Source organism: Bacteroides sp. 11BF, assembly GCF_019633765.1.
Taxonomy (GTDB): Bacteria; Bacteroidota; Bacteroidia; order Bacteroidales; family Bacteroidaceae; genus Bacteroides; species Bacteroides hominis.
On sequence record NZ_JAFKPJ010000016.1, the window covers coordinates 85,067 to 108,235 of the forward strand.

Annotated in this window: 21 protein-coding genes; 5 read left to right on the plus strand and 16 right to left on the minus strand. The window is 45.8% G+C overall.

Annotation, left to right across the window (positions count from 1 at the left end):
- Positions 1-172: 172 nt before the first annotated feature.
- The 3 genes from JZY04_RS16330 to JZY04_RS16340 are packed head-to-tail and all read right to left on the minus strand — an operon-like array spanning position 173 to position 2,216.
- Complete coding sequence (locus JZY04_RS16330) at positions 173-1,093, minus strand: carbohydrate kinase (protein WP_005779597.1); 921 nt, start codon at positions 1,091-1,093, stop codon at positions 173-175.
- The gene (locus JZY04_RS16335) at positions 1,081-1,686 is read right to left on the minus strand and encodes an SIS domain-containing protein (protein ID WP_005779596.1); all 606 of its coding nucleotides are present in this window, start codon (positions 1,684-1,686) and stop codon (positions 1,081-1,083) included. Before JZY04_RS16335 ends, JZY04_RS16330 begins: the two co-directional genes overlap by 13 nt.
- Positions 1,686-2,216 carry a TIGR00730 family Rossman fold protein gene (locus JZY04_RS16340; protein ID WP_005812321.1) on the minus strand — a complete coding sequence of 177 codons (531 nt, stop codon included), beginning with the start codon at positions 2,214-2,216 and terminating at the stop codon, positions 1,686-1,688. Before JZY04_RS16340 ends, JZY04_RS16335 begins: the two co-directional genes overlap by 1 nt.
- A gap of 128 nt (positions 2,217-2,344) precedes the next feature.
- Here JZY04_RS16340 and JZY04_RS16345 point away from each other — a divergent pair, with 128 nt between their 5' ends.
- The gene (locus tag JZY04_RS16345) at positions 2,345-3,565 is read left to right on the plus strand and encodes a pitrilysin family protein (protein WP_005779593.1); all 1,221 of its coding nucleotides are present in this window, start codon (positions 2,345-2,347) and stop codon (positions 3,563-3,565) included.
- A gap of 168 nt (positions 3,566-3,733) precedes the next feature.
- Here JZY04_RS16345 and JZY04_RS16350 read toward each other — a convergent pair whose 3' ends face one another.
- Together JZY04_RS16350 and JZY04_RS16355 are read right to left on the minus strand one after the other, a co-directional pair.
- Positions 3,734-4,108, minus strand: coding sequence for a hypothetical protein (locus JZY04_RS16350; RefSeq protein WP_005812317.1), 375 nt, complete (start codon positions 4,106-4,108; stop codon positions 3,734-3,736).
- Positions 4,109-4,272: 164 nt separating this feature from the next.
- Positions 4,273-5,430, minus strand: a complete 1,158-nt coding sequence (locus JZY04_RS16355) for a DUF5009 domain-containing protein (protein WP_122143279.1) — start codon at positions 5,428-5,430, stop codon at positions 4,273-4,275.
- A gap of 110 nt (positions 5,431-5,540) precedes the next feature.
- On the opposite strand from JZY04_RS16355, the gene JZY04_RS16360 reads away from it, so the two are divergent.
- Positions 5,541-6,071 carry a GNAT family N-acetyltransferase gene (locus JZY04_RS16360; protein ID WP_005779586.1) on the plus strand — a complete coding sequence of 177 codons (531 nt, stop codon included), beginning with the start codon at positions 5,541-5,543 and terminating at the stop codon, positions 6,069-6,071.
- 134 nt (positions 6,072-6,205) lie between these two features.
- Here the strand turns inward: JZY04_RS16360 and uxuA are convergent, their stop codons facing one another.
- From uxuA to dapB, 6 genes are all read right to left on the minus strand, one after another.
- Positions 6,206-7,411, minus strand: a complete 1,206-nt coding sequence (gene uxuA / locus JZY04_RS16365) for a mannonate dehydratase (protein ID WP_122143280.1) — start codon at positions 7,409-7,411, stop codon at positions 6,206-6,208.
- 84 nt (positions 7,412-7,495) lie between these two features.
- The gene (locus JZY04_RS16370) at positions 7,496-8,308 is read right to left on the minus strand and encodes an SDR family oxidoreductase (RefSeq protein ID WP_005779582.1); all 813 of its coding nucleotides are present in this window, start codon (positions 8,306-8,308) and stop codon (positions 7,496-7,498) included.
- 129 nt (positions 8,309-8,437) lie between these two features.
- On the minus strand, positions 8,438-9,082 hold the full coding sequence (locus tag JZY04_RS16375) for a WbqC family protein (protein WP_032541098.1): 645 nt from the start codon (positions 9,080-9,082) through the stop codon (positions 8,438-8,440).
- 62 nt (positions 9,083-9,144) lie between these two features.
- Positions 9,145-10,080 carry a signal peptidase I gene (gene lepB, locus JZY04_RS16380; RefSeq protein ID WP_122143281.1) on the minus strand — a complete coding sequence of 312 codons (936 nt, stop codon included), beginning with the start codon at positions 10,078-10,080 and terminating at the stop codon, positions 9,145-9,147.
- A 6-nt stretch (positions 10,081-10,086) separates the two neighbouring features.
- A complete protein-coding gene (locus JZY04_RS16385) occupies positions 10,087-11,571 on the minus strand; it encodes a S26 family signal peptidase (protein ID WP_005779578.1) in 1,485 nt (494 codons plus the stop codon).
- Between the two features lie 4 nt (positions 11,572-11,575).
- Positions 11,576-12,304 carry a 4-hydroxy-tetrahydrodipicolinate reductase gene (dapB, locus tag JZY04_RS16390; RefSeq protein WP_005812312.1) on the minus strand — a complete coding sequence of 243 codons (729 nt, stop codon included), beginning with the start codon at positions 12,302-12,304 and terminating at the stop codon, positions 11,576-11,578.
- A gap of 95 nt (positions 12,305-12,399) precedes the next feature.
- Here dapB and JZY04_RS16395 point away from each other — a divergent pair, with 95 nt between their 5' ends.
- On the plus strand, positions 12,400-13,668 hold the full coding sequence (locus JZY04_RS16395; RefSeq protein WP_032530741.1) for a DUF2851 family protein: 1,269 nt from the start codon (positions 12,400-12,402) through the stop codon (positions 13,666-13,668).
- 93 nt (positions 13,669-13,761) lie between these two features.
- Positions 13,762-14,322 (plus strand): DUF4348 domain-containing protein, encoded by a 561-nt coding sequence (locus tag JZY04_RS16400; RefSeq protein ID WP_005812309.1) that lies wholly within the window; start codon positions 13,762-13,764, stop codon positions 14,320-14,322.
- A 299-nt stretch (positions 14,323-14,621) separates the two neighbouring features.
- On the opposite strand, the gene JZY04_RS16405 is transcribed toward JZY04_RS16400, so the two are convergent.
- Both JZY04_RS16405 and JZY04_RS16410 read right to left on the minus strand, forming a co-directional pair.
- The gene (locus JZY04_RS16405; RefSeq protein WP_101604114.1) at positions 14,622-15,557 is read right to left on the minus strand and encodes a tRNA-dihydrouridine synthase family protein; all 936 of its coding nucleotides are present in this window, start codon (positions 15,555-15,557) and stop codon (positions 14,622-14,624) included.
- A gap of 6 nt (positions 15,558-15,563) precedes the next feature.
- Complete coding sequence (locus tag JZY04_RS16410) at positions 15,564-16,784, minus strand: hypothetical protein (RefSeq protein ID WP_005812304.1); 1,221 nt, start codon at positions 16,782-16,784, stop codon at positions 15,564-15,566.
- 230 nt (positions 16,785-17,014) lie between these two features.
- On the opposite strand from JZY04_RS16410, the gene JZY04_RS16415 reads away from it, so the two are divergent.
- The gene (locus JZY04_RS16415; RefSeq protein WP_005779568.1) at positions 17,015-17,656 is read left to right on the plus strand and encodes a carbohydrate-binding family 9-like protein; all 642 of its coding nucleotides are present in this window, start codon (positions 17,015-17,017) and stop codon (positions 17,654-17,656) included.
- Between the two features lie 97 nt (positions 17,657-17,753).
- Here JZY04_RS16415 and lpxA read toward each other — a convergent pair whose 3' ends face one another.
- From lpxA to JZY04_RS16430, 3 genes are read right to left on the minus strand one after another with little or no spacing between them, the layout of a single operon-like run.
- Positions 17,754-18,524 carry an acyl-ACP--UDP-N-acetylglucosamine O-acyltransferase gene (lpxA, locus tag JZY04_RS16420; protein ID WP_122143282.1) on the minus strand — a complete coding sequence of 257 codons (771 nt, stop codon included), beginning with the start codon at positions 18,522-18,524 and terminating at the stop codon, positions 17,754-17,756.
- A gap of 19 nt (positions 18,525-18,543) precedes the next feature.
- A complete protein-coding gene (locus tag JZY04_RS16425; protein ID WP_005779564.1) occupies positions 18,544-19,935 on the minus strand; it encodes an efflux transporter outer membrane subunit in 1,392 nt (463 codons plus the stop codon).
- 16 nt (positions 19,936-19,951) lie between these two features.
- The gene (locus tag JZY04_RS16430) at positions 19,952-23,155 is read right to left on the minus strand and encodes an efflux RND transporter permease subunit (RefSeq protein ID WP_005779563.1); all 3,204 of its coding nucleotides are present in this window, start codon (positions 23,153-23,155) and stop codon (positions 19,952-19,954) included.
- Between the last annotated feature and the right edge of the window lie 14 nt (positions 23,156-23,169).

A 23,169-nucleotide genomic window follows, 5' to 3' on the forward strand; every position in this document is an offset into this window, starting at 1 on the left:
CGTATTTGTCTGAGAGCACTATTTGCAAAGATATGGATTCTTGTTACATGGTATAATTACTTTGCTATAATTAGACAACGTTAATAGTAATTAGCTACGGGCTACACGCTACGGGTAATTATGCCGGATGATGCACATTTACTTGTTACTTGTAGCTCGTAACTGACAAGCATTAACGGTAGTTTGCCGCAAACTCCTCCGATACGGAGTTGCTGAAACTCTTGCAGACTTCTGCGGAGAAATCCTGACCGCATTGTATCACCTTATCCCAGGTCTCCTCACTCAGGTTTTGCAAGTCGCGGTAACGGACGTCATATTTTAACATGCCGTAGATCAGGCCGGCATTGAAGTTGTCTCCTGCACCGATGGTACTGACTGCTTGCAACGGGGTGACAGGATACTCTTTCGATATTGTGTTGGTACGCAGCGAGATTTTCTCTGCTCCGGCTGTACAAAGGAATAGCGGACAATAAAACTTGATTTTATCCTTGTAGATCTTCTCTGCGTCTTTGATTCCGTACATGTAATAGAAGTCTTCCAGAGATCCCCTTACGATGTCGGCATATTCCAGATTCTCGATAATGGTTGGAGCTAACTTCATAGCCTCGTTCTTATGTGAAGAACGGAAATTGGGATCATAATATACAATCGCTTTTTTCTCTCTCGCTATGTCCAGCAGTTCCAGAATCTTGTCGCGTAAAACCGGATTCAGGGCATAGTATGAACCGATGACAATGATATCATCTTCGTTGATGGGAGGGAACAAAACGTCCAGCCGCTGTTTGGGATAGTCTTTATAGAAGATGTATTCCGCGTCGCTGTGTTCGTTCAGGAAAGCCAGGGATACGGGCGATTTGCCATCCGGGAACACATTGACGTGATCCGTCGGGATATGATTGTCACGCATGAATTGCAAGATGATGTTTCCAACATGGTCGTTGCCCGTTTCGCTGATGAAACATACATTGACTCCCATGCGTCCTAAAGAAACGATGCCGTTGAAAACAGAGCCTCCGGGAACGGCTGCCGAAGGCTGGTCGTTCCGGAAGATGATATCGAGTATAGTCTCTCCGATGCCGATTACTTTACGCATAGTTTTCTTGATTTTTCACCCAGATAACCACCGTGATGGCGTTTGGAGTATTCTTCGATAGTGAATTCAGTCCTTTTCATTGTTTGTACCACGAGGATATCGCCGATGACGGTCATTACCGTAGTCGAGGTAGTAGGGGTCATGCCCAGTGTACAAACCTCGGCAGGGTGCCCTGTACTCAGGCATACATCTGATTCGCTGGCAAGCGGACTGTCGGGGTTTCCGGTGATAACGATGAATTTAAGGCCCGGATTCAGGTTGTGGGCCAACTGCGTTAACTCTACGATTTCACGGGTTTTGCCCGAGTTTGAAATCAACAGCAACAGGTCGTTCTCTTGCAGGATGCCCAGATCGCCATGTTGCGCTTCGCTGGGATGCAGGAAGACAGAGGGAATACCGGTCGAACAAAACGTAGTGGCGATGTTCATCGCTATTTGTCCGGCTTTACCCATGCCGGAAGTTACAAGTTTGCCTTTTTTTCTGTGTATTTGTTCCACAATCAACTCAACCGCCTTTTCGTAGGCATTGGTCACGGGAATATTCAGCACGGCTTGTGCTTCCTTTTGCAGGAGTTCTTGAATCGATTCAATCATTATATCTTAGTTGTTAATTCATTAAATGTGTTTGCTACTTCATAATAGGAGGACAGCGGATGGCGGGCAAATCCTCTTGCCTGTAATTCGCTGAGTACGGCAAGCAACGGGCTATAAAAACCATTTGCGTTGTAGAAGATCACTTTCTTCTGGTGATAACCGATGGAAGCGGCTGCCATGACATGAAATACTTCATCCAGCGTGCCGATACCGCCGGGGAGAGCCACCAATACATCCGACTGTTGCAGGATGATATCCTTGCGGTCACTCAGATTGTGTGTGCGGATCATTTCATCGAGATATGTACTCACTTTGCCGTTCTCTTCAAGTTTGGAGGGTACTACACCGATGACACGTCCCCCGCTTTCTTTGACTGCCTTTGCCACACATTCCATGAGTCCGAGGTTGGCACCACCGTAGATAAGTGTCTTGCCGTTTCTTCCCATCCATTCGCCAATCTGATGGGCTGCATCGAAGAATGTCGGGTCGATGCTGTCGGACGCGGAACAGAAAATTCCTATCTTTTCCATAAGGGTTATTGATGTTATAGCTTACAAATATCTGCAATTTTCTATAAACGACAATAAGTTTTATTGTATTTTTGTATCCTCAACCTAACTTAATAGTAAGAATGAAGCAGTTAAGTACCCGTGCAGAAATGCAATATAATATACATACCCTGTCCAACGGTCTTCGCATCATCCATGAGCCTTCGCTTTCAAAGGTGGCTTATTGTGGATTTGCCGTAGATGCCGGCACCCGTGATGAGGCTGAAAACGAACAAGGGATGGCTCACTTTGTGGAGCACCTGATTTTTAAAGGTACCCGGAAACGGAAGGCATGGCATATCCTGAATCGTATGGAGAATGTAGGAGGCGACCTGAATGCATATACCAATAAGGAAGAGACGGTGATCTATTCGGCATTCCTGACCGAACATTTTGGGCGGGCACTGGAATTGCTGGCAGATATTGTTTTTCACTCCACTTTTCCGCAGAACGAGATAGAAAAGGAGACGGAAGTGATTATCGACGAAATACAGTCATACGAAGATACTCCTTCGGAGCTTATTTTCGATGACTTTGAAGATATGATTTTCCGGAATCATCCGTTGGGACGCAACATTCTGGGCAGGCCGGAATTGCTGAAGCAATTCCGAAGCGGGGATGCGGTTGCTTTTACTTCCCGGTTCTATCAACCTTCCAATATGGTATTCTTTGTTTTGGGCAACTTCAACTTTCAGAAAATAGTCCGCCAGGTGGAGAAACTGTTGGCAGACCTTCCGTTGATTGGAGTCGATAATCACCGTACTCCGCCTCCCCTTTACGTACCGGAGCATCTGGTTGTCCATAAGGAGACCCATCAGGCGCATGTGATGATTGGCAGTAGGGGATACAATGCTTATGATGATAAACGTACCGGCTTGTATCTGCTGAATAATATTCTGGGTGGTCCGGGGATGAACAGTCGCCTGAATGTTTCTCTCCGTGAGCGAAGAGGATTGGTCTACACTGTGGAGTCCAATCTGACATCGTATACGGATACGGGAGCTTTCTGCATCTATTTTGGAACCGATCCTGCGGATGTGGATACTTGTCTGCGGTTGACTTACAAAGAACTGAAAAGGATGCGGGATGTGAAAATGACCTCTTCGCAGCTGATGGCTGCTAAAAAACAACTGATCGGGCAGATTGGAGTTGCTTCGGATAATAATGAAAATAATGCGTTGGGGATGGCAAAGACCTTCTTGCATTACCACAAGTATGAATCATCCGAATCTGTTTTCCGGCGAATCGAAGCATTAACTGCAGAAGGGTTGCTGGAGGTAGCCAATGAGATGTTCGCAGAGGAATATCTTTCTACACTGATCTACAGATAAGAAGAAAAGGAAGAGGGTGCATCTGAGGATTGACATTACTATTAGACACACAATTAATACTTATATAAATCTTTACGATGCACTCTCTGACCTTGGAATATATAAACTAAAAAAACATCATAATCAGGGCTATGCCGAATCGCATAGACACCCGTAGTACAGAAAGTGCTAAATAAGAATATGCCTGAGCGCAAATACATAGTATTTTGGTGCAGGCTTAACTCTGTTATGAAGAGTATAAAAAGAAGTGTATTCTTTGAATGTTATTAATTTCTGAGAGTCCGTCTTGGCAGCCGGATGGAGGTTATTACTTTGTTTATACGGGTTGGCCGAATCCGAAACAGCCTTTTTGACCAGTATCCCTTGATTAAAGTCGAATAGGTCGTGTCCTGAGTTATCAAAAGAAGGTATGTTGTGAGTATGGCTTTTTACGGCAGTAGTGACTGTCACCCCGTTATTGGCGGGTTGTAGAGCACTGCTTTTCTGGGTACCGAATACCAAAAATAACAGGCATAGCATTAATAGTTTGATGTATGCTGTCATAATTGGCGGCAAATGTATGGATTAATACGGATCTTTCTTCGGGTGGCTTTGCTTTTTCTCGGGTTATTAATTATTTTTAATAATAGGAGATTGAACCGTCCAAAGGAGCTGACCGGCAGTGGGGCCATTAGTCACTTTGGATGGTTCAGTCTGCGGAGTTTGATTTATACTTTTAGTTTAATCTTAGCTTTGACCAGTAATCCTGTGATACCGACAATAATCAGTGAGAATATGGCCGATTTCATTAATCCCGGTATGCCGCTGCCCAATGCGGTGGGGTAGTGTAATCCAAGTAGTTGTTGCATTGCATACCAGATATATGGAATGATATAGCAGGTAAGGGTTGCGGTTCCTGCCGGTTTGATAATATCGAACCAGCCGGTTTTGCCTTTTATGTCAGTCAGCCAATAGAAGAAGCCGAATGACGGGAAGAAAGCTGCCGTGCAGAAGAAGAACCAGCTTGGAGTGGCTTGTATCTTTGAGATAATCCAGAAAGGATGTGAGGCAAAGCCGGCTGCCAGCATAAGGAGGCCCAGACTGCATAATATCCCTATAAACTTTCCGGGGTGCTCGGGGCTGGCATATTTTTGCATCAATAGTGAAGTTAGCATGCCCGATATCCCGAATGCGTGTAATGTCATATCACTTGGTATGAATGGAAGCGGCAGGACGTCTGCATGATTCAGCAATGCCAGAATGATAAACAGTACCCAGACGAAAAGGTTGCGTACCAGGCTTTCCCGGGTAAATAAATATACAGAGGCACAGATTACATAGGTCCAGCCAATAAGGCCCAGAATTCCCCACCATTTCTGCTGGAAAGGTGCTCCATGAAATCCTTTGTAGAGGATCAGGAAAGTCAGCAGTAAAATACCTGCTGTCTTCATTCCCGTATAGAGATATTTCTTTCGGGTGGTTATCGGTTTAGGGTATACTCCCCAGATCAGGAAGAAGCCAATCACCATAATGATAGAGAACCAGGGATGGGAGAGTCCTGCCACTCCTCCGCTGTTTACTGAGAAGAGTCCCATAACAACCAGTGCCACGGTTCGCCAGAAAATATGCATAATCACTTGGAGCAATGAATCGCCCTTTTGGTATCGGTTTTGTACCGCAAACGAAATAGACATGCCCATGCAGAACAGGAAAGCCGGGAAAATAGTATCGGAGAAGCCTAACATGTCTTCTGTCATTGCTGCGTGTCCAAGCCAATGGGGGATGTTTCTGAGTCCGGGAATATCATTCACAAAAAGCATAAGGAACATGGTGAGTGCACGGAATACATCGACCGCAGCGACTCGTTGAGGGGATGAGGTTTTCATAATGTGTTAAATTAATCAGGGGTTATGCTCACAAAGATAGCGTAAAAATGTTTAAAGTCTGCTGTCTTCCGGCTTATTCCGCTTATCTTTGCCTGAAAACCTAAAAAATTATGATGACATTAAGCCGTATTACGAGTGCTGACGATTCACGTCTGAACCGTTTGATTCCTTTGTACGAGGAGTCTTTTCCCGAAAGTGAGAGAAGAAAAATCGGGCAGTTGAAACGAATGATTGAGAACCATACCCCCATGTATTTCAATGCTATTGAATGTGATGGAGAGTTGAGTGGAATGTTTGTATACTGGGATATGGGTGACTTCTACTATTTAGAACACCTGGCTGTATTCCCGGAAATGCGGAATAAAAAGATAGGGCAGCAGGTGCTTGATTATGTGGCCGGACACCTGAAAGGACTGCGCCTGCTGGAAGTAGAGCCTACGGAAGATGAAATGACTACCCGGCGCGTGAACTATTATCGGCGTAACGGATACAAGGTGCTCGATAAAACCTATGTACAGCCTTCTTATCATGCTATGGAGAACGCCTGTCCACTTTGGATTATGGGAAATGAAGATTCTCCCCGGCTGTCTGAACAGGTGGAAAGAATTAAAGAGGAAGTGTATAGGCAGCAGATAGGATGAGGCCTTATAAATGTGTCAAAACTATCGCTGGCTCCACAGAAAAACAGAGATCGAGTAGGTCTCGGTCTTAATTTCTGTGTTAATCAGTGGAGCCAGCGGTGGGTGAAAAGGTCTTTTACTGCCTTTTCGTGTTTTTAAAAGATTGATTTTGCAATTCCCATTTCCAGTCCTCTTAGCTCGGCAAGTCCGCGCAGGCGTCCAATGCAGGAGTATCCCGGATTGGTTTTCTTCTTTAAATCGTCCACCATTTGGTGTCCATGATCCGGACGCATGGGGATAGATACTTTTCTTCTCTGTTGTAATTCAAGGAAAGCTTTCATGACCCGGTACATATCTACGTCTCCTTCCAGGTGGTTGGCTTCGTAGAAATTTCCTTCGGAATCTCGCTGAGTGCTTCGGAAGTGGACAAAATTGATACGATCGCCGAATTGTTTCATCATACCTTCCAGGTCGTTGGCACTGCTTACTCCAAGTGATCCGGTACAGAGACAGAGCCCGTTCGATTCATTAGGCACAGCATCGATCAGTGCCTGAAAATCGGCCGCACAACTCATGATGCGCGGTAAACCCAGAATGGGGCAGGGTGGGTCGTCCGGATGAATCACCAGCTTTACACCGGCCTCGTCTGCTACCGCAGTCACTTCTTTCAGGAAGTAGATTAAGTGGGCACGTAGCTTATCCGCGTCGATACCTTTGTAACGATTCAGTTCCTGTTGAAACTGCTCCAGCGTGAAACTCTCTTCCGAACCGGGAAGTCCGGCAATCATATTACGGACAAGGAGTTGTTTCTCCGTTGCGTCCATCTGTTCGAAACGAATTTTTGCTTTGGCTTTTTCTTCATCGGTATAGTCGTTCTCTGCACCCGGTCGTTTCAGTAAGAAAAGATCGAAAGCGATAAAAGCGGCACGTTCAAAACGAAGTGCTTTGGAGCCATCGGGTAGGGTATAGGCAAGATCGGTGCGAGTCCAGTCGAGTACGGGCATAAAATTGTAGGTAACGATATGAATGCCACATTTACCGAGGTTACGTAAGCTCTCTTTGTAGTTTTCGATGTATTTTCTGTAATCGCCTGTCTGGGTTTTGATGTATTCGTGTACCGGGACACTTTCTACTACCGACCATCGCAGACCGACGGATTCGATCAGTTCCTTTCGTTTCATAATTTCTTCTACAGTCCATACTTCGCCATTAGGGATGTGGTGGAGAGCGTTGACAATTCCCGTAGCTCCGGCTTGTTTAATGTCCCAAAGGCTGACAGGATCATCCGGTCCATACCAGCGCCAGGTTTGTTCGGAAAGAAAGAGTTTACTCTTTGATGAAGTGATATAAGGTTGATTCATAAGTCATTTTTTACTTTTGAAAGTAGGTTTAATCATTCTGTTCGTTTTATCTCTGGGGAGGGAAGATGCATGGGAGAGGTCTCTTTACATTGCAAAAGCATTGAATCCGCCGTCCACTATGGCCACAGTGCCCGTTACGAAGCTCGCTGCGTCGCTGATCAGGTATTGTATTGTGCCGCATAACTCTTCAGCGCGTCCCATACGTCCGAATGGGGTTTGGCGGATGACATCCTGTCCCCGTTGAGTATATGTTCCGTCCGGATTGGTTAGTAAAGTGCGGTTCTGCTCTGTCAGGAAGAAACCGGGGGCAATGGCATTTATACGGATTCCTTCACCAAACTTTTTGGCAATTTCTGTGGCCATAAATGCGGTAAAGTTGGAAATGCCTGCTTTGGAAGCCGAATAACCGGCCACACGTGTCAAAGGACGGAAAGCTGCCATTGAGGAGAAATTGACAATAGCTCCGCTTTTCTGCTCTGTCATCGGTTTTAGAAATACTTGTGTCGGCAATACGGTACCGGTCAGATTAAGATCCACTACCTTCTGAAATTCATCTATTTTCAGATCGAAGATGTCACTTGCCGGTGCAATCGTAGCTCCTGGCATATTGCCGCCTGCCGCATTGAGCAATGCGTCTACCCGCCCATAAGCTTTCAATATATCTGCCAGGTTCTGTTCAAGGATGTTCCGGTCGAGTACATTGGTTGCCAGGAACAGAGCTTCGCCCCCTTTGGCGCATATTGTTTTTACTATCTCGTTGCCCACTTCGGCTTTACGTCCGAGGATAACGACTTTGGCACCTTCTTCTGCCAGATGGACTGCAATTGTTTTTCCCAATACTCCTGTTCCACCGGTAATGACCACTACCTTATCCTTTACACTAAATAAGTTTGCCATACTATTATATTTTAAGTTTAAACTTCTTCTTCTATAGCTCCGTTATCGCACACGCAGCATGCAAATATAGTTATAAAGTTGATGGAACGGTTCAAAAAAGGAAGGAAATTAATTTCTGCTCGACTCCTTTTATCGGGGATTGGCTATTGTTTGTTGCAGTATTAACAAACTTTCCGGCCCCATATTGAATAAGAGGTCGATGATACTCAGGTTGGGCAGGAACCCGTGACGGGTTTCGAAAACCTGATAATAAGGTTGGGGAATAAACTCCGGATCGGCTTGGCGGAAATTCTTTTTGGGATGGATGGCTTCCCGGAAGTCTATTTCGTTCGGGGCGAAGTCCGCTTTATATTCGGTGGTTCGTTCCGTATCAGGTTGTATATCTATCAGCTTGCATACAAGCCGGCACAATTCTTCATTGAAATCTGTGAGGAATTCATATTTCTTTTCATAGAAAGGGCGAAAATCGTCTTTATAATATTCAAAAAAAGGGGTGCTGTTATAGGCCGACTCCATTGCATTCCAATGCAGGTGCCTCCAGTTGCCATGGTCGGAAATCCGGATATCCTTCATCGGACATTTCGGGTTTTCCGGTTTTACGGTAGGAACAGAAAGTGCCAGTTCACCCTCCGGACCTGCAATAGTACAGCGGTTCCGGTAGGTCTGTTTCATGTAATGATCGTGCTGCTCGATGAATATTTTATCGTAATTCAACAGTTTACTATAATATTCTACGGGTGCCAGATAGGCAGAAGAGAGATAAGCGACTTTCATGGGTGGTTGATACTTTGTGATTACTTGGTTGCTGATATATAATTTGTGGTTTGTGGGACTGACTACTTCACCGGTTGGAAGAATCGGTTCCAGCGGTATCCGTTGAAGATTCCCGTATGGTCTTTCTTTGAGAACCAGATTCGCGAAGCTTTCCCAATGACATGATCTTGCGGCACAAAGCCGAATAAGCGGGAATCGGAGAGATTTATCGAGTTATTGGAAGCCATCCAGTAATAATCTTTGGTAAAATAGCAATGCTGTGAAGGGCGACCTTCAATGTAGAGCGTATCGTTCCGGATTTCCGCTTGTTTGCCTTCATGCAACACCAGCGTATTCCGCAACAGGGTCCTGTTCCACGGATAAACTCTGACGGCCTTTCCTTTGCCCGGGATGATGAGCGGTTTAGTTTCTTCCTGCCGGCTTTGGCTCAGAGGTTGTATCCAGCTTTTTCCGTTCATCGCCTGTTCAAGCAGATAATATTCGTAACGGCTGAAGCTTCGTACATTCTTGCCTTCATGCTGCCCCATCAGTTCGTTGGAGCCGATGGAAAGAATGGAAAGTAGTGAGTCTAACTGCTGTTCCTTGGTCTGTGGATAAGTGTAGAGTTGTTTCCGGTCCGGTCCGAGTTGTGTGTTGCGGTCTACTACATTGAATAGTGAATCGATAAGCAAAGTATCTCCCGGTACACCGATACACCGGCTGATATAGATTTCTCTCCGGTCGATGACCGGTTCTTTGATAGCCGCGGGATTATTGAATACGACGATGTCGTCTTTATCAATGCGCCTTGGATTCCAGCGGTGGTAGGAGAACAGTGACATATAAGGTGCCCGAAGTCCGTAGCTCCACTTATTGACCAGAATACGTTCGCCTTGGAAAAGGGAGTTCTCCATGCCCGATGAAGGTATCAGGCATGAGGTAAAAGCAAAGCCGCGGAGCAATAATACGATAACTATTGCTCCGGCAAATGCGATAATCCATTTAAATCCCTTTCTCATTACTACTTAGTCTACCCACTTAAAGATGCGGTTCCAGCGGATTTTACCGTCAAACCAGCCACGGTCTTTATCCAATGACAGCCATACGACGATCGGTTTACCTACTACGTGGTCTTCGGGTACGAATCCCCAATAACGGGAATCAGCCGAATTATGCCGGTTATCACCCATCATCCAGTAATAATCCAACTGGAAAGTATACTGGTCTGTCTTCACACCGTTAATGTAGATTCCGTCTTCTTTCTGTTCCAGTTTATTGCCTTCGTAGGCAGTGATGCAACGTTCGTAGATAGGCAGATTATCCGGAGTCAGCGTGATAGTGGCTCCCTTTGCCGGAATCCAGATAGGGCCGTAATTGCTGCGGTTCCAGTGAGTATATAAATTCAGAGGATACATGTCTCCGGCATAATCTTCCGGCTCTATCACGATTTTGCTGATCAACTTTTTGTTGGCGGACAGAGTATCATACATTTTTTTTGTGAGCGGGAGGTGATATACAGGATTCAGCCTGCCTTGGGCGTTTCGTCCATCCATTCCTAACTCAACCAACCCTTCTTCATAACCTGCTCCTTCGGGAGTTAATCCCTGGTCGGCTTTACTGATCCCCAGTTCGCGGAACATCTCTTCTGTGATATACGGACCCGTAGTTTGCACAAAGTAGTTGAATTGCAGGTTCTCAGGGTTTTCTATTGCCTTCCCGTCAATCATCACCTGACCGTTGATAATTTGGAGTGTATCGCCCGGCAGCCCTACACAACGTTTTACGTAATTCTCCCGGCGGTCCACCGGACGGGTGACAACCTTGCCATACCGTTGGGGATTGGACATTATTTCTTTTCGTCCGGCATTGTAATATAAATCGTATACTGTTTTCTGTTGTTCCCGGGTCAGACTGTCCATATTGATCGGATTCGGATAAATCTGCTTCCCGATGTTGTATGCCAGTGTATAAAAGTCGGCATCCGGAAAGTTCAGCGCAACAGTGTCTCCTGCAGGGAAGTTAAACACTACAATATCGTTCAGTTTTACTTTACCGAACCCGGGCACACGTTTGTATTTCCACTGAGGCCACTCAATGTACGACTTGGTGTTCAGTATCGGCAGTGTATGCTGTGCCAATGGCATCGATAGCGGAGTATTCGGTACACGGGGACCATAGCTCATCTTGCTTACATATAGGAAGTCTCCCACCAGCAATGATTTTTCCAGTGAGGAGGATGGGATCTGATAATTCTGAAAGATATAGATGTTCACGAAATATACCGCTACCAAAGCGAAAACGATGGCATCTACCCAACTCATTACGCTTCGGACAGTCGGGTTCTTTGACTTCTTCCAGAATGACCAGGGGATTTTCTTGGTAATGTAAACATCGAAAATGAAAGGAACCACAATCAGTCCCCACCAGCTTTTCACCCAGATCAGGAAGATCAGATAAAGAAGAATGGCAATGGAACACTTTATCCATTGAGTACGTGTTGCTTTTCTCATGATGTTAGTCTTTTAAGAATGGGAATAAATCGCTCATACCCAGATAGCCTTCATGGGTTGCTGTGTATTCTGCGGCAAGTACCGCACCCAAAGCAAAACCTCCCCGGTTTTTGGCATCGTGGGTGATGGAGATACTGTCCGCCTCCGAATCGTAACGGATGGTGTGGATACCGAATACTTCGCCTTCACGGATGGAGTGAATCGGCAACTCGTTCGCTGAGTGTGCTTCCTCTTTTACCCAAACGTTTTTACGTTCCATGTTTTCAAGAATACCTTCTGCCAGCGTGATGGCCGTTCCGCTTGGTGCATCGAGCTTGTGCACGTGGTGGGTTTCACTCATGGTCACGTCATATGCCGGGAACTGGTTCATTATTTTAGCCAGATACTTATTGACTGCCGAGAAGATGGCTACGCCCAGGCTGAAATTGGATGACCAGAACAGGGTTTTTCCACCTTTGCTGCATAGTTCCTTTACTTCATCGCCGTGCTCTGCCATCCATCCGGTACTGCCCGAAACTAACTTTACACCTGCTTTGAAAGCTCTCATATAATTGCTGTAGGCTACCATGGGATTAGTGAACTCAATAGCCACATCTGCCGATTTAAACGCTTCGGATTCGAAATCATCCTGATTATTGATGTCGATAATGCTGACAATTTCGTGTCCGCGACTGAGGGCAACTTTTTCGATTTCCCTGCCCATTTTTCCGTAACCTATTAATGCTATTTTCATTGTTTTACTGACTTTATAGACTTTATATCCAAAATATTAGTCGCAAAGATAGGATTTTTATTACATTTGTCGAGCACATTAACGTCTTGTTAACAATGGAACACCTCCTACACTATGTGTGGAAACACAAAATCTTTCCTCTTCATGAACTGCAAACAACCACCGGGCTGCCTGTTGAAGTGATTGATACGGGACTGCCGAATCCTAATGCAGGCCCCGATTTTTTTAATGCCAAACTAAAGATTGACGGTACGCTTTGGGTAGGTAATGTCGAAATACATGCAATCTCTTCCGATTGGTTCCGTCACGGGCATGATCATGATATAGCTTATGACTCAGTGATTTTACACATTGCCACGGAAATAGATTGTGAGATATACCGCACCAATGGTGAACCTGTCCCGCAACTCCGGTTGGCCTGTCCCCGCCGGGTGAAGGAACATTATGACGAGCTTTGCCGGGCAGACGTACATCCACCTTGCTATTCGATCTTGGAAACTCTTTCCAAACTAACGGTTCATTCCTGGCTGACAGCTTTACAGACCGAGCGTTTCGATCAGAAGAACCAGACCATATCCCGGCGGCTTCAGCGCTGCAACCAACATTGGGAGGACGCCTTTTTCATCACGCTGGCACGTAATTTTGGTTTCGGACTGAATGGAGATGCTTTTGAAGCCTGGGCGAATCTGCTTCCGTTCCGTTCCATTGATAAGCATCGTGACGACCTGACACAAGTGGAAGCTTTCTTCTTTGGACAGGCCGGTTTGCTGGAGGGAGAACCTGTTGACGATTATTTCAGTTGGATGCAGAAGGAATTCCGTTATCTGCAACATAAGTTTGAACTTCCGCCAGTGATGAATGCTTCTTTGTGGCGTTTTCTCCGTCTTCGTCCCGGCAATTTTCCACATGTGAGGCTGGCACAACTGGCTTCCCTATATTACAAAGAGCGTTCCCTGTTTTCACGTGTCATGGAAGCGCAAACCCTGAAAGAGTTAAAGTCGATCTTCTCCGGTCATACTTCTGCTTATTGGGAGGAGCACTTCATGTTTGGCAGGACCTCTCCCCGGAAGGAGAAAAGCATCGGTTCCGGTGCAAGGGAGCTGATCATTATCAATACGGTCATACCTTTTCTGTATGCTTACGGTTTGCATAAAGCAGACGAAAGGTTGTGTGAACGCGCAGCTTCATTGCTTGAAGAGTTGAAAGCTGAAAACAACTACGTCACCCGCATGTGGAGCGAAGCCGGAATTCCTGTCCGGACAGCAGCGGACAGTCAGGCGTTGTTGCAGTTACAGAAGGAATATTGCGACAAGAAGAAATGTCTTTATTGCCGCTTCGGATATGAATACCTGAAACATAAATAATTCTGTCCTTCCCGATTGGATATTAGGAAGATATATTATCTTTGCCCGCTGAAAATGCGGGGTGGGATTCCCCGTCTTAATAACCCATTCATTATGAAAGTGAAAAGATTTGTGCTTTGTCTGTTTATGCTTACCCTGATGGGAGGCATTTGCTTTATTTCCTGTGGAAATACTTCGAAAGCGAAGGCAGAGAGTGCCGCTACTGCGGAAACGGCTGATGAACCTTTCCAGACGTTTCTGAAGAAGTTCACCTCAAGTGCTTCTTTCCAGTATACCCGTGTGAAGTTTCCGTTAAAAACTCCCATCACTCTGATGACGGACGATGGAAATAGCGAGAAAACCTTCCCCTTTACACAAGAGAAATGGCCGTTGCTGGATGGCGAGACTCTAAAAGAGGAACGCATTACCCAGGAGGAAGGAGGAATCTATGTTTCTAAATTTACGGTGAACGAACCTACCCATAAAGAGTTTGAAGCCGGGTATGAGGAGTCGGAAGTTGACTTACGTGTGATATTCGACTTGATTGACGGTAAATGGTATGTAACCGATTGCTATACCGGGTGGTATGGATACGATCTGCCGATTGACGACCTGAATGAAACTGTGAAGCAGGTGAAAGAAGAGAATCAGACTTTTAAAGAATTGCATCCGTAGAGAATCTGGTATCAGGGGGAGGATCACTCAAGGACTCCCTCTCTTTTAAAGAAAAGATAGGTTACTGCTCCAAGATATGCAAGTCGACTAACATCGCCGTGTACTGGTCAAGATTTTACGTACCGGAGTAAATGGTTTTACGTACCGAGGTAAATGGCTTTACATGCCGACGTAAAAGCCTTTACATGTCGGGGTAAATGCTTTTACATCGAAAGGAAAATACAGGTAAATATAATTTGCTGACTATCAGCGATAATGAAACGGATGCCAAACTACGCATTGTCCGGATGAACTTTCTGTCAGAATGCCGAACGGACGGCAATGTTGTATTTGGTGAGCGTAGTGCTTTTATGGATAGCTTTCCAACTTTTCCGGTCGATCTGTGGAGCCAGATATTCCCAGAATGTTTTCATCTTGGTTACCAGTTGCGCTTCGCCACCTTGTATCTGCTCTTCATAATGAAGGAAAACGGCTGTGTGCAGTGCCTTAAGCTTTTCATGCCACTCTTCGGGAGAAAGCTTTCTGCCTTCTTTGTACTCCCAGCCTAATGCAGGGTTTGTCAGTAATCCGCGTCCGATCATCACTCCGGCAAGGTTTGGGAACCTGTCGGTAATGCGGTGGATGTCTGTTACGGTCAGGATATCTCCATTATAGACTACGGGATGTCTGCATGCTTCGTAGAAAGAGGTAAATCCCTCCATGTCTACCTCACCTTTGTATTGCTGGATGCCCAACCGGGGATGGAGGGTGATTTCGGTCAGGGGAGCAGCGTTAAGCAACGGTATCAGTGACAGGCATTCATCCGGTTTTTCCCATCCCAGACGCATCTTTACCGAAAAGCGTATGTCGGGAAATTGTTCCGTTTGTTTTAGCAATGCCTCCACCTTGTCGGGATAAGGCAGCATGCCGGACCCGCATTGTCGTTTTGCCAACATCGGGAAAGGACAGCCGAGATTGATGTCTATCTCCCGATAGCCCTGTTCGATGAAGAGGGCGATCATACGCTCTGTTTTATCCGCTTCGGAGGCTATAAGTTGCGGGATAAGGCGGGCCACCCGGTTGTTTTCGGGTAGAATGTCCCGAACGTCTTTGTGGCGGAACTCTCCCCGGTCTACTCGTACAAAAGGAGTATGATAGACATCTATGCCGCCGAAAACGGCGGCATGGGCATTACGATAGGCTGCCTCGGTATATCCCTGAAGCGGAGCGAAGTGGATAGGTAATGTATTATTCATCTGTTTTTAAAACATAAACATGGCTACACCTACGATACGGTTGTTACCGATGGAATGCGTATCGATGATTTTGCCGTTTTTAAGATTCAGTGAACCGTAAGCAGCGGAAGTATACGTATATTCCACTCCAAACTTCCAGTGATTGACGTTGTATGTCAGTTCGGCTCCGGCAGTTACTACCTGGTCTACATTGGTTCCTGTTCCGTACAGTTGACCGGATGCTAAAGCATCACTTGTCCCCAGATTCTTGACATATCCCAGGAAGATGCCCGGTTTCCATTTCTGTCCGTATACAACGTTCAGCCATGAACTGGATACCCGGATCGGTGTATATTTCTGTTCTCCGGTCTGCTTATCGATCGATTTGATTCCGAATCCACCGAGCATCGAAGTTTGTGTCAGATTAGAGCCCAATACGGTTTTGGCCCCTACAAACCAGTCTTTATTGCTGTATTTTACATGTCCTTCATAAGATAAAGTGGTGATGCGTTCGTTCACTTTATAAACTTTATCATCTATTTTAGACTCTGTACGGGGTTTCAGGGAGAGAAGTTCTATGCCTGCTCCGGCTATCCATCCGTTGGCTTTATAATCGAGTCCCAGATAGAATTCGGGGACACAGCTGTTCTTTATATAAGCCTGGCTCTTGCCGGCAATGCCTTGCGATAAATACTGCGATTGCCAGATTGCGGCTCCTGTCAGTTGGAATCCCTTATGTGTGTAGCGATAGCGAATTTGAGGGGCACGGCTGAATGGCTGGAAAGGTGCACCCACCGAAAGATTCAGTATTTGTGGTGATACGTCACCGAACAGCGGATGCCAGGTTTGGCCGAGTAAAAGAGCTGAACGTCCCCAATCCAGGTTCAGGTAGGCATGGCGTAAGCGGATGGTGGAGTAGGAAGTTCCTGAGCCGCGGAAGTCCACTTCTACTTTGGCAGAAGTCATGGCACGTCCCAATTTAGGGCCGGCTACGTCTATTCCCAGGCGGGTATATAAGGTATAAAAGCTACCGTTGGCAGTTGCGTTCAGGTCCTTGCCGTTTTCATCGAGTACTTCGTCTTTGGGATACATGTAAAACAATCCGTCTACTGTCTCTTCGTTAGCACGGCTGTTGTAATAAAGGTCTGTGCGAATCTGTCCGTAAAACTTATAACTAAAGTCTTTCTTTTGAGCAAAACTGCTTACTGCCATCATCAGGCAGGCAGATAAAATTAGATGCTTCTTCATTTTTTGTGTTATTTGTTAGATACAATGGGGATTTACCCGTTGAAGTTATTATCTTAAATCAATGTAAGATGGTTGTTTCACGCTGCAAAGGTAAGGAAATCATCTGACTGACCATGAAAAAGGATACCCGAAAGTAAACGTTTTCGGAAAAGGTTGTAAAATAGCACCGGATGGAGAATGAAATACTGGAATAAAGTATATATTTTTGCAAGATAAAAATAGAATAGACCATGAAAGTAAAAAAGATCAGTATTGCTAATGTGGAGGTCGATGCACTTCCCGAATTACTGGATAAAGAAAAGATCGGTTTCCAGACTATTGATAATGTGAATTGGGAAGCTTATCCTTATCGTCCGAAAGTGGAGTTCCGTATAGCCCATAGCGATGATGCTGTTTTGTTGCACTTTAATGTGAAAGAGGCCAGTGTGAGGGCTAAGTACGGAGAGGACAACGGGTCTGTGTGGACGGACTCTTGCGTGGAGTTCTTTTCTGTGCCTGCCGGTGACGGTATTTATTATAACATCGAATGCAACTGTATCGGGACGATTCTTATAGGTGCCGGAGCAGAACGTAACGACCGGGAGCGTGCCTCTCAGGAAGTGATGGATCAGGTAAAGCGTTGGGCCAGCCTGGGACGCCAGCCGTTCAATGAACGCATTGAAGAGTGTAACTGGGAAGTGGCGCTGATCATTCCATATACAGCATTCTTTAAACACAATATTACTTCTCTGGACGGAAAAACGATTACTGCGAACTTCTACAAATGTGGAGACGAATTGCAGACCCCGCATTTCCTTTCATGGAATCCGATTAAAATAGAGAAACCGGATTTCCATCGTCCCGATTTCTTCGGTACCTTGGAGTTTGAATAGAATGAACCTGCCTGTGTAAAAGCATGGAAAATAATAAAAGAAAGGTGTAGCCATCCCAGGATGACTACACCTTTTCTTTATCGGCAGATGATTGTGCCTATTTTACGATTCCACGTTTTGACTCCTTGACGAATGCAACGATATTTTCTATCTCTTCGCTCATGGGAACCTGGTCTACAATTTTTTGTACTGCATCCTGCAGGCTGAAATTGCCCTGATAGATCAAACGGTAAGCATTGGCAATATGTCGCAAGACCCTTTCGCTCGTATTTTTATGTTGTTGCAATACTACAGCGTTTACTCCGTGATATTCTACCGGATTTCCGGTCATAATAACATAAGGAGGTACGTCTTTTGATATGCGGCAACCGCTCTGAATCAACGTCCATTGTCCTACATGGCAATATTGATGGAGTGTGACGTTTCCACTCAGGATCACGCAATCGTCCAAGGTACATTCTCCGGCAATTGTAGTACCGATACCGGCTACGCAATTGTCACCGATTTGTACGTCATGACAGACATGAACCTTGTCCATCAGGAAGTTGCCGTTGCCGATCTTTGTGGCGTTTCCGCCGAAAGTGGCCCGGCTGATGACTACATTCTCGCGGATATGATTGTTATCACCGATGATCAGTGAACTTTCTTCTCCTTTGTAATGGAAATCCTGTGGCTCCGCTCCGAGTACGGCGTGTTGATGCACTTTGTTACCTTTTCCCAGCTGCGTACCATTCAGTATGCTGGCATAAGACATAATGATGCAGTCGTCCCCTATTTCGACATTATCTTCAATGTAAGCGAACGGTTGAATGGTGACATTCTTACCGATTTTTGCCCCGGGGGCTATCGATGCTAATGGACTAATCATAATTGTATTGTATTTAAAGTTAATCTTCTCTTCCGCCGCCTAATGCCTGATAAAGGCTTACTACAGCCTGCATCCGGTCGAAAGTATCGTTTACCTGAGATAAACGGGCACTGAGCAAAGATTGTTCGGCCGACAATACCTCCAGATAAGTAGACGTCCCTAATTTAAACAATTCTTTTGTATATTCAGATGCTTTCTCTGATGATTCCACTTGCATTTTGCGGGAAGCTGTTTTTTCGGAAGCACTCTGATACTGGTACAGTGCATTGCTTACTTCACTTCCTGCATTCAGTATACTCTGTTGGAAAGCCAGTTTAGCTTCTTCCTGTTGTGCCTTGGCTATCTTCAGACGGGCGATGTTTGCACCCCGGTAGAACAGCGGCTGAGTAAGTGAACCAAGTACGGAGGCCAGCAGTTTACCCGGGTTGACAATGGCGCTACCGGCACTGTTGGTCCATCCGGCTGACCCACTGATTGTGATCTGCGGATAGAAGGCGGCACGGGCTGAGTTTGCATTGTAATAAGTGCTGGCCAGAGCCATTTCGGCTGCTTTTACATCCGGACGGTTAGAAAGTAGCTGCAAAGGAACACCTACTGAAAACTCTTCCGGCAATTGCTGTTCTTCAAGGACTCCCCGTTGAATAGTCTGCGGCGCCTGTGCCAGCAGCATAGACATGGCATTTTCGGTTTCGCGGATACTCTGCTGAATGGCCGGGATAGAGGCCAATACTTGTGCATAGGCAGCTTTGCTTTGTTCCACTCCGGCAGAGGTCGTGTTGAACATGGCGGCATCCTTCATAGCTTGCATGGTTTCAACATTACGTTTCATGATGTCGGCGGTCTGTTCGGTGATGTCGAGCTGACGGTCGAGCATTAATAACGTGTAGTATGTATTGGCAATTCCCGAGATGATCTGGGTCTGTACAGCTTGGCGATATGCTTTTGTTTGTAACAATGCTACTTGTGCACCCCGTTTGGCATTCAGCAGTTTGCCGAACAAATCGATCTCCCAACTGGCAGTTGCAGGCAGTGAATAAGTTTTCGTTGCCGCATGTTTGTCGAAACTGCTGATGGTTCCTTGTGGTGACAATCCGAGTGAAGGAGCATAAGCCAAGCGGGCTGACATCAGCGATGCCTGTGCCTCTTTCACTTTCAGTGCGGCAGTCAGCAGGTCAGTATTGTGAGTCAGTCCCTGTTCGATTAACGCTTGTAACTGAGGATCTGTGAAGACCTCTCTCCAAGGCAGATTTCCGAAGTTGGCAGTATCGGATACCAAAGTATCGGCAACAGATACTGTATCCCGGTAAAGCCCGGAAGCTTCTATATCCTTAGGTCTGTCATATGATTTATAGATGTGGCAGCTGCTCAGGAGAGCAGTTGCACACAACATACCTATAATTTGTTTCTTCATATTCTTTTCTTTATTCCTATTTAGCGTATTGTTCAATTTCTGTTTCTGCATCTGTATTATCGATGTCTTCCCATTCGATAGGTTTCACCTTCTCCTGTAAATACTGGAAGAGAACGAACAAAGCAGGAACCACAAATATCTGGCATATCATACCGATAAACATACCGCCTACCGCAGCTGTACCCAAAGCACGGTTACCATTGGCACCTACTCCCATGGCAAGCATCAACGGAATCAAACCTACTACCATTGCTAAAGAGGTCATCAGAATAGGACGGAGACGTGCACCTGCTCCCAATACGGCAGCCCAGGTGATGCTCATACCCATCTTACGACGGTCGAGGGCAAATTCGACAATCAGGATCGCATTCTTTGCTAACAAACCTATCAACATAATCAATGCAATCTGCATATAAATGTTGTTGGTAGCTGCTCCCAAAATAGGGATGATATTATTGGCCAATCCCATCAGGTGGGCAAAGATGAAGCTGCCTGCCAGACCGAAAGGAATAGAAAGCAATACAGCCAATGGTAAAATATAACTTTCGTACTGGGCACTCAGCAACAAATAAACGAATACGAAGCAAAGGACGAAGATCATAGCTGTGGAGCTGCCACTAGAGCTTTGTTCTTCGCGGGTCATACCCGAGAATTCATAGCCATATCCTGTAGGTAAAGTCTGTTCGGCTACTTCCTGCATTGCCTGGATGGCTTGACCGGAACTATAGCCGTCAGCGGGAGAACCGTTGATGGTCATAGCGGTAAACATGTTGAATCGCTTGATATTATCCGGTCCGTAGATGCGCTTAATATTCATAAACTGAGTGATAGGCGCCATTTCGTTACCATTACGTATCTTGATTGATTTCAGCGACTCGAGGTTGGTGCGACTGTTCGGTTCCGCTTGAATCATTACGCGATACATTTTACCGAAGCGGTTGAAGTTTGAAGAATACAAACCACCGTAGTAGCCTTGCAAAGTGGTCAGAATATCGTTAGGTGATAGTCCGGCTTTCTTACAAGCAGCTGCGTCGATGTCTATCATGTATTGCGGGAAGTTCGGATTGAACGATGTTTGCGCTGATTGAATTTCGGGACGGGCCTGCAATTTAGAGATGAAATCCTGAGCCACCTCATAGAATTTGTCAAGGCTACCTCCCGTTTTATCCTGTAAGTTCATCTCAAAACCGTTGGACACACTATAACCCGGAATCATCGGTGGAGCGAACAACAGTACACGGGCATCTTTAATCACTTCACGAGCTTTGAGGTATAACATGCCCGAAACAAAGTCTGAACGTTCTTTGATGGATCGCTCATCCCAGTTTTTCAGTTTACAAATAAATGAACCGTAGCTGGGTCCCTGTCCTGCTATGAAGCTATAGCCTACAATCATCGTACGGCTGTCGATTGCCGACTCTGAAGCTATCAGGCTGTCTACCTGTTGCATCACCGCTTCGGTACGTTCTTTAGAACTACCCGGGGGCATGTCGACAACAGCCATGATGGTACCTGTATCTTCATTCGGAACCAAACCGGTCGGGGTGATATTCATCAGGAAAATCATCAGGGCAAAGCCGGCTACTACCGCACTGATTGTAAGCCAAGGTTTCTGGATGAAGAAAAGTACCCTTTTCTTATATTTTTTCAAAATCGTATCGTATGCCGCATTGAATGAAGCATGGAAACGTTTGGCAAGCGTCACTTTTTCTTTTTTGTTCGGATCGTGTGGTTTCAGTAGGATGGCACACAGTGCAGGACTCAATGTCAAAGCATTCAAGGCCGAAAGTGCAATAGCGATAGCCATTGTCAGACCGAACTGGCGATAGAATGTACCGGAAGTTCCGGACATGAAACTTACCGGAATAAATACAGACATCATTACCAATGTGATAGAAACGATGGCACCTCCTAATTCATTCATGGCGTCGATGGAAGCCAGACGGGCTGATTTATAGCCTTGGTCAAGTTTTGCATGGACGCCTTCCACGACGACGATCGCATCATCGACCACAATCGCTATGGCAAGTACCATGGCACATAGTGTCAGAAGGTTGATACTGAACCCAATCAGATATAAGACAAAGAACGTACCGATCAATGCAACCGGGATGGCGATAGCAGGAATCAATGTAGAGCGTAGATCCTGCAGGAAAATGTATACCACAATGAATACAAGAATAAATGCCTCGATCAATGTCTTGACTACCTCATGAATAGAGGCGAACAAGAAGTCATTGGCATTCTGTGATACATTTACTTTGACGCCCGGTGGGAAGGTAGAAGCTGACTTATCCAGTAAGGCGAGGATGTCGTTGATAATAGCTGTCGCATTCGAACCGGCTGTCTGGAATACGATGATGGTTACTGCCGGATGCCCGTTCACTTTATTGGTAAATCCGTAAGTCAGACGTCCCAATTCTACACTGGCGATGTCTTTCAGTCGAAGTACCTGTCCGTCTTCAGTAGCACGGATTACAATATTCTCAAATTCTTCTTGACTTTGCAGGCGCCCCTTGTATCTCAGAGTATATTGAAAAGTCTGGTTACCCTCTTCACCGAATGCTCCCGGAGCAGCCTCAATGTTCTGTTCGGCCAATGCTGCGGAAACATCGGTAGGCATCAGGTGATATTGGGCCATGATATCCGGTTTCAGCCAGATACGCATTGAATAGTCTGCACCAAGTACCATGGCGTCACCTACACCCGGTACGCGCTGCACTTCCGGCACCAGATTGATCTTGGCATAATTTTCCAGAAATTCGTTATCGTATTTGTCGTCGGAACTATATAAAGAGAATACCAGCAACATACTGGTCTGTCGTTTTGAAGTGATGACTCCTACTTTGGTTACTTCGGCGGGTAGCAGACCTTGTGCTTTGGCTACGCGGTTTTGAACGTTTACCGCGGCCATATCCGGATCAGTGCCTTGTTTAAAGTATACGTCAATACGGGCTTCACCGGTATTGGTTGCTGTGGAACTCATGTACATCATGTTTTCCACACCGTTGATTTGCTCCTCCAGCGGGGCGACTACACTGTTTAATACCGTTTGTGCATTAGCACCCTGATAAGTGGTCGAAACGCTTACCGTAGGTGGGGCAATATCCGGATATTGGGAAATAGGCAGCGAAATCAAGCCCAGAATACCCAAGATTACTATAACGATGGAGATCACCGTAGATAGTACCGGACGATTAATAAATCTATCTAGTTTCATATTTAACTTGCTAT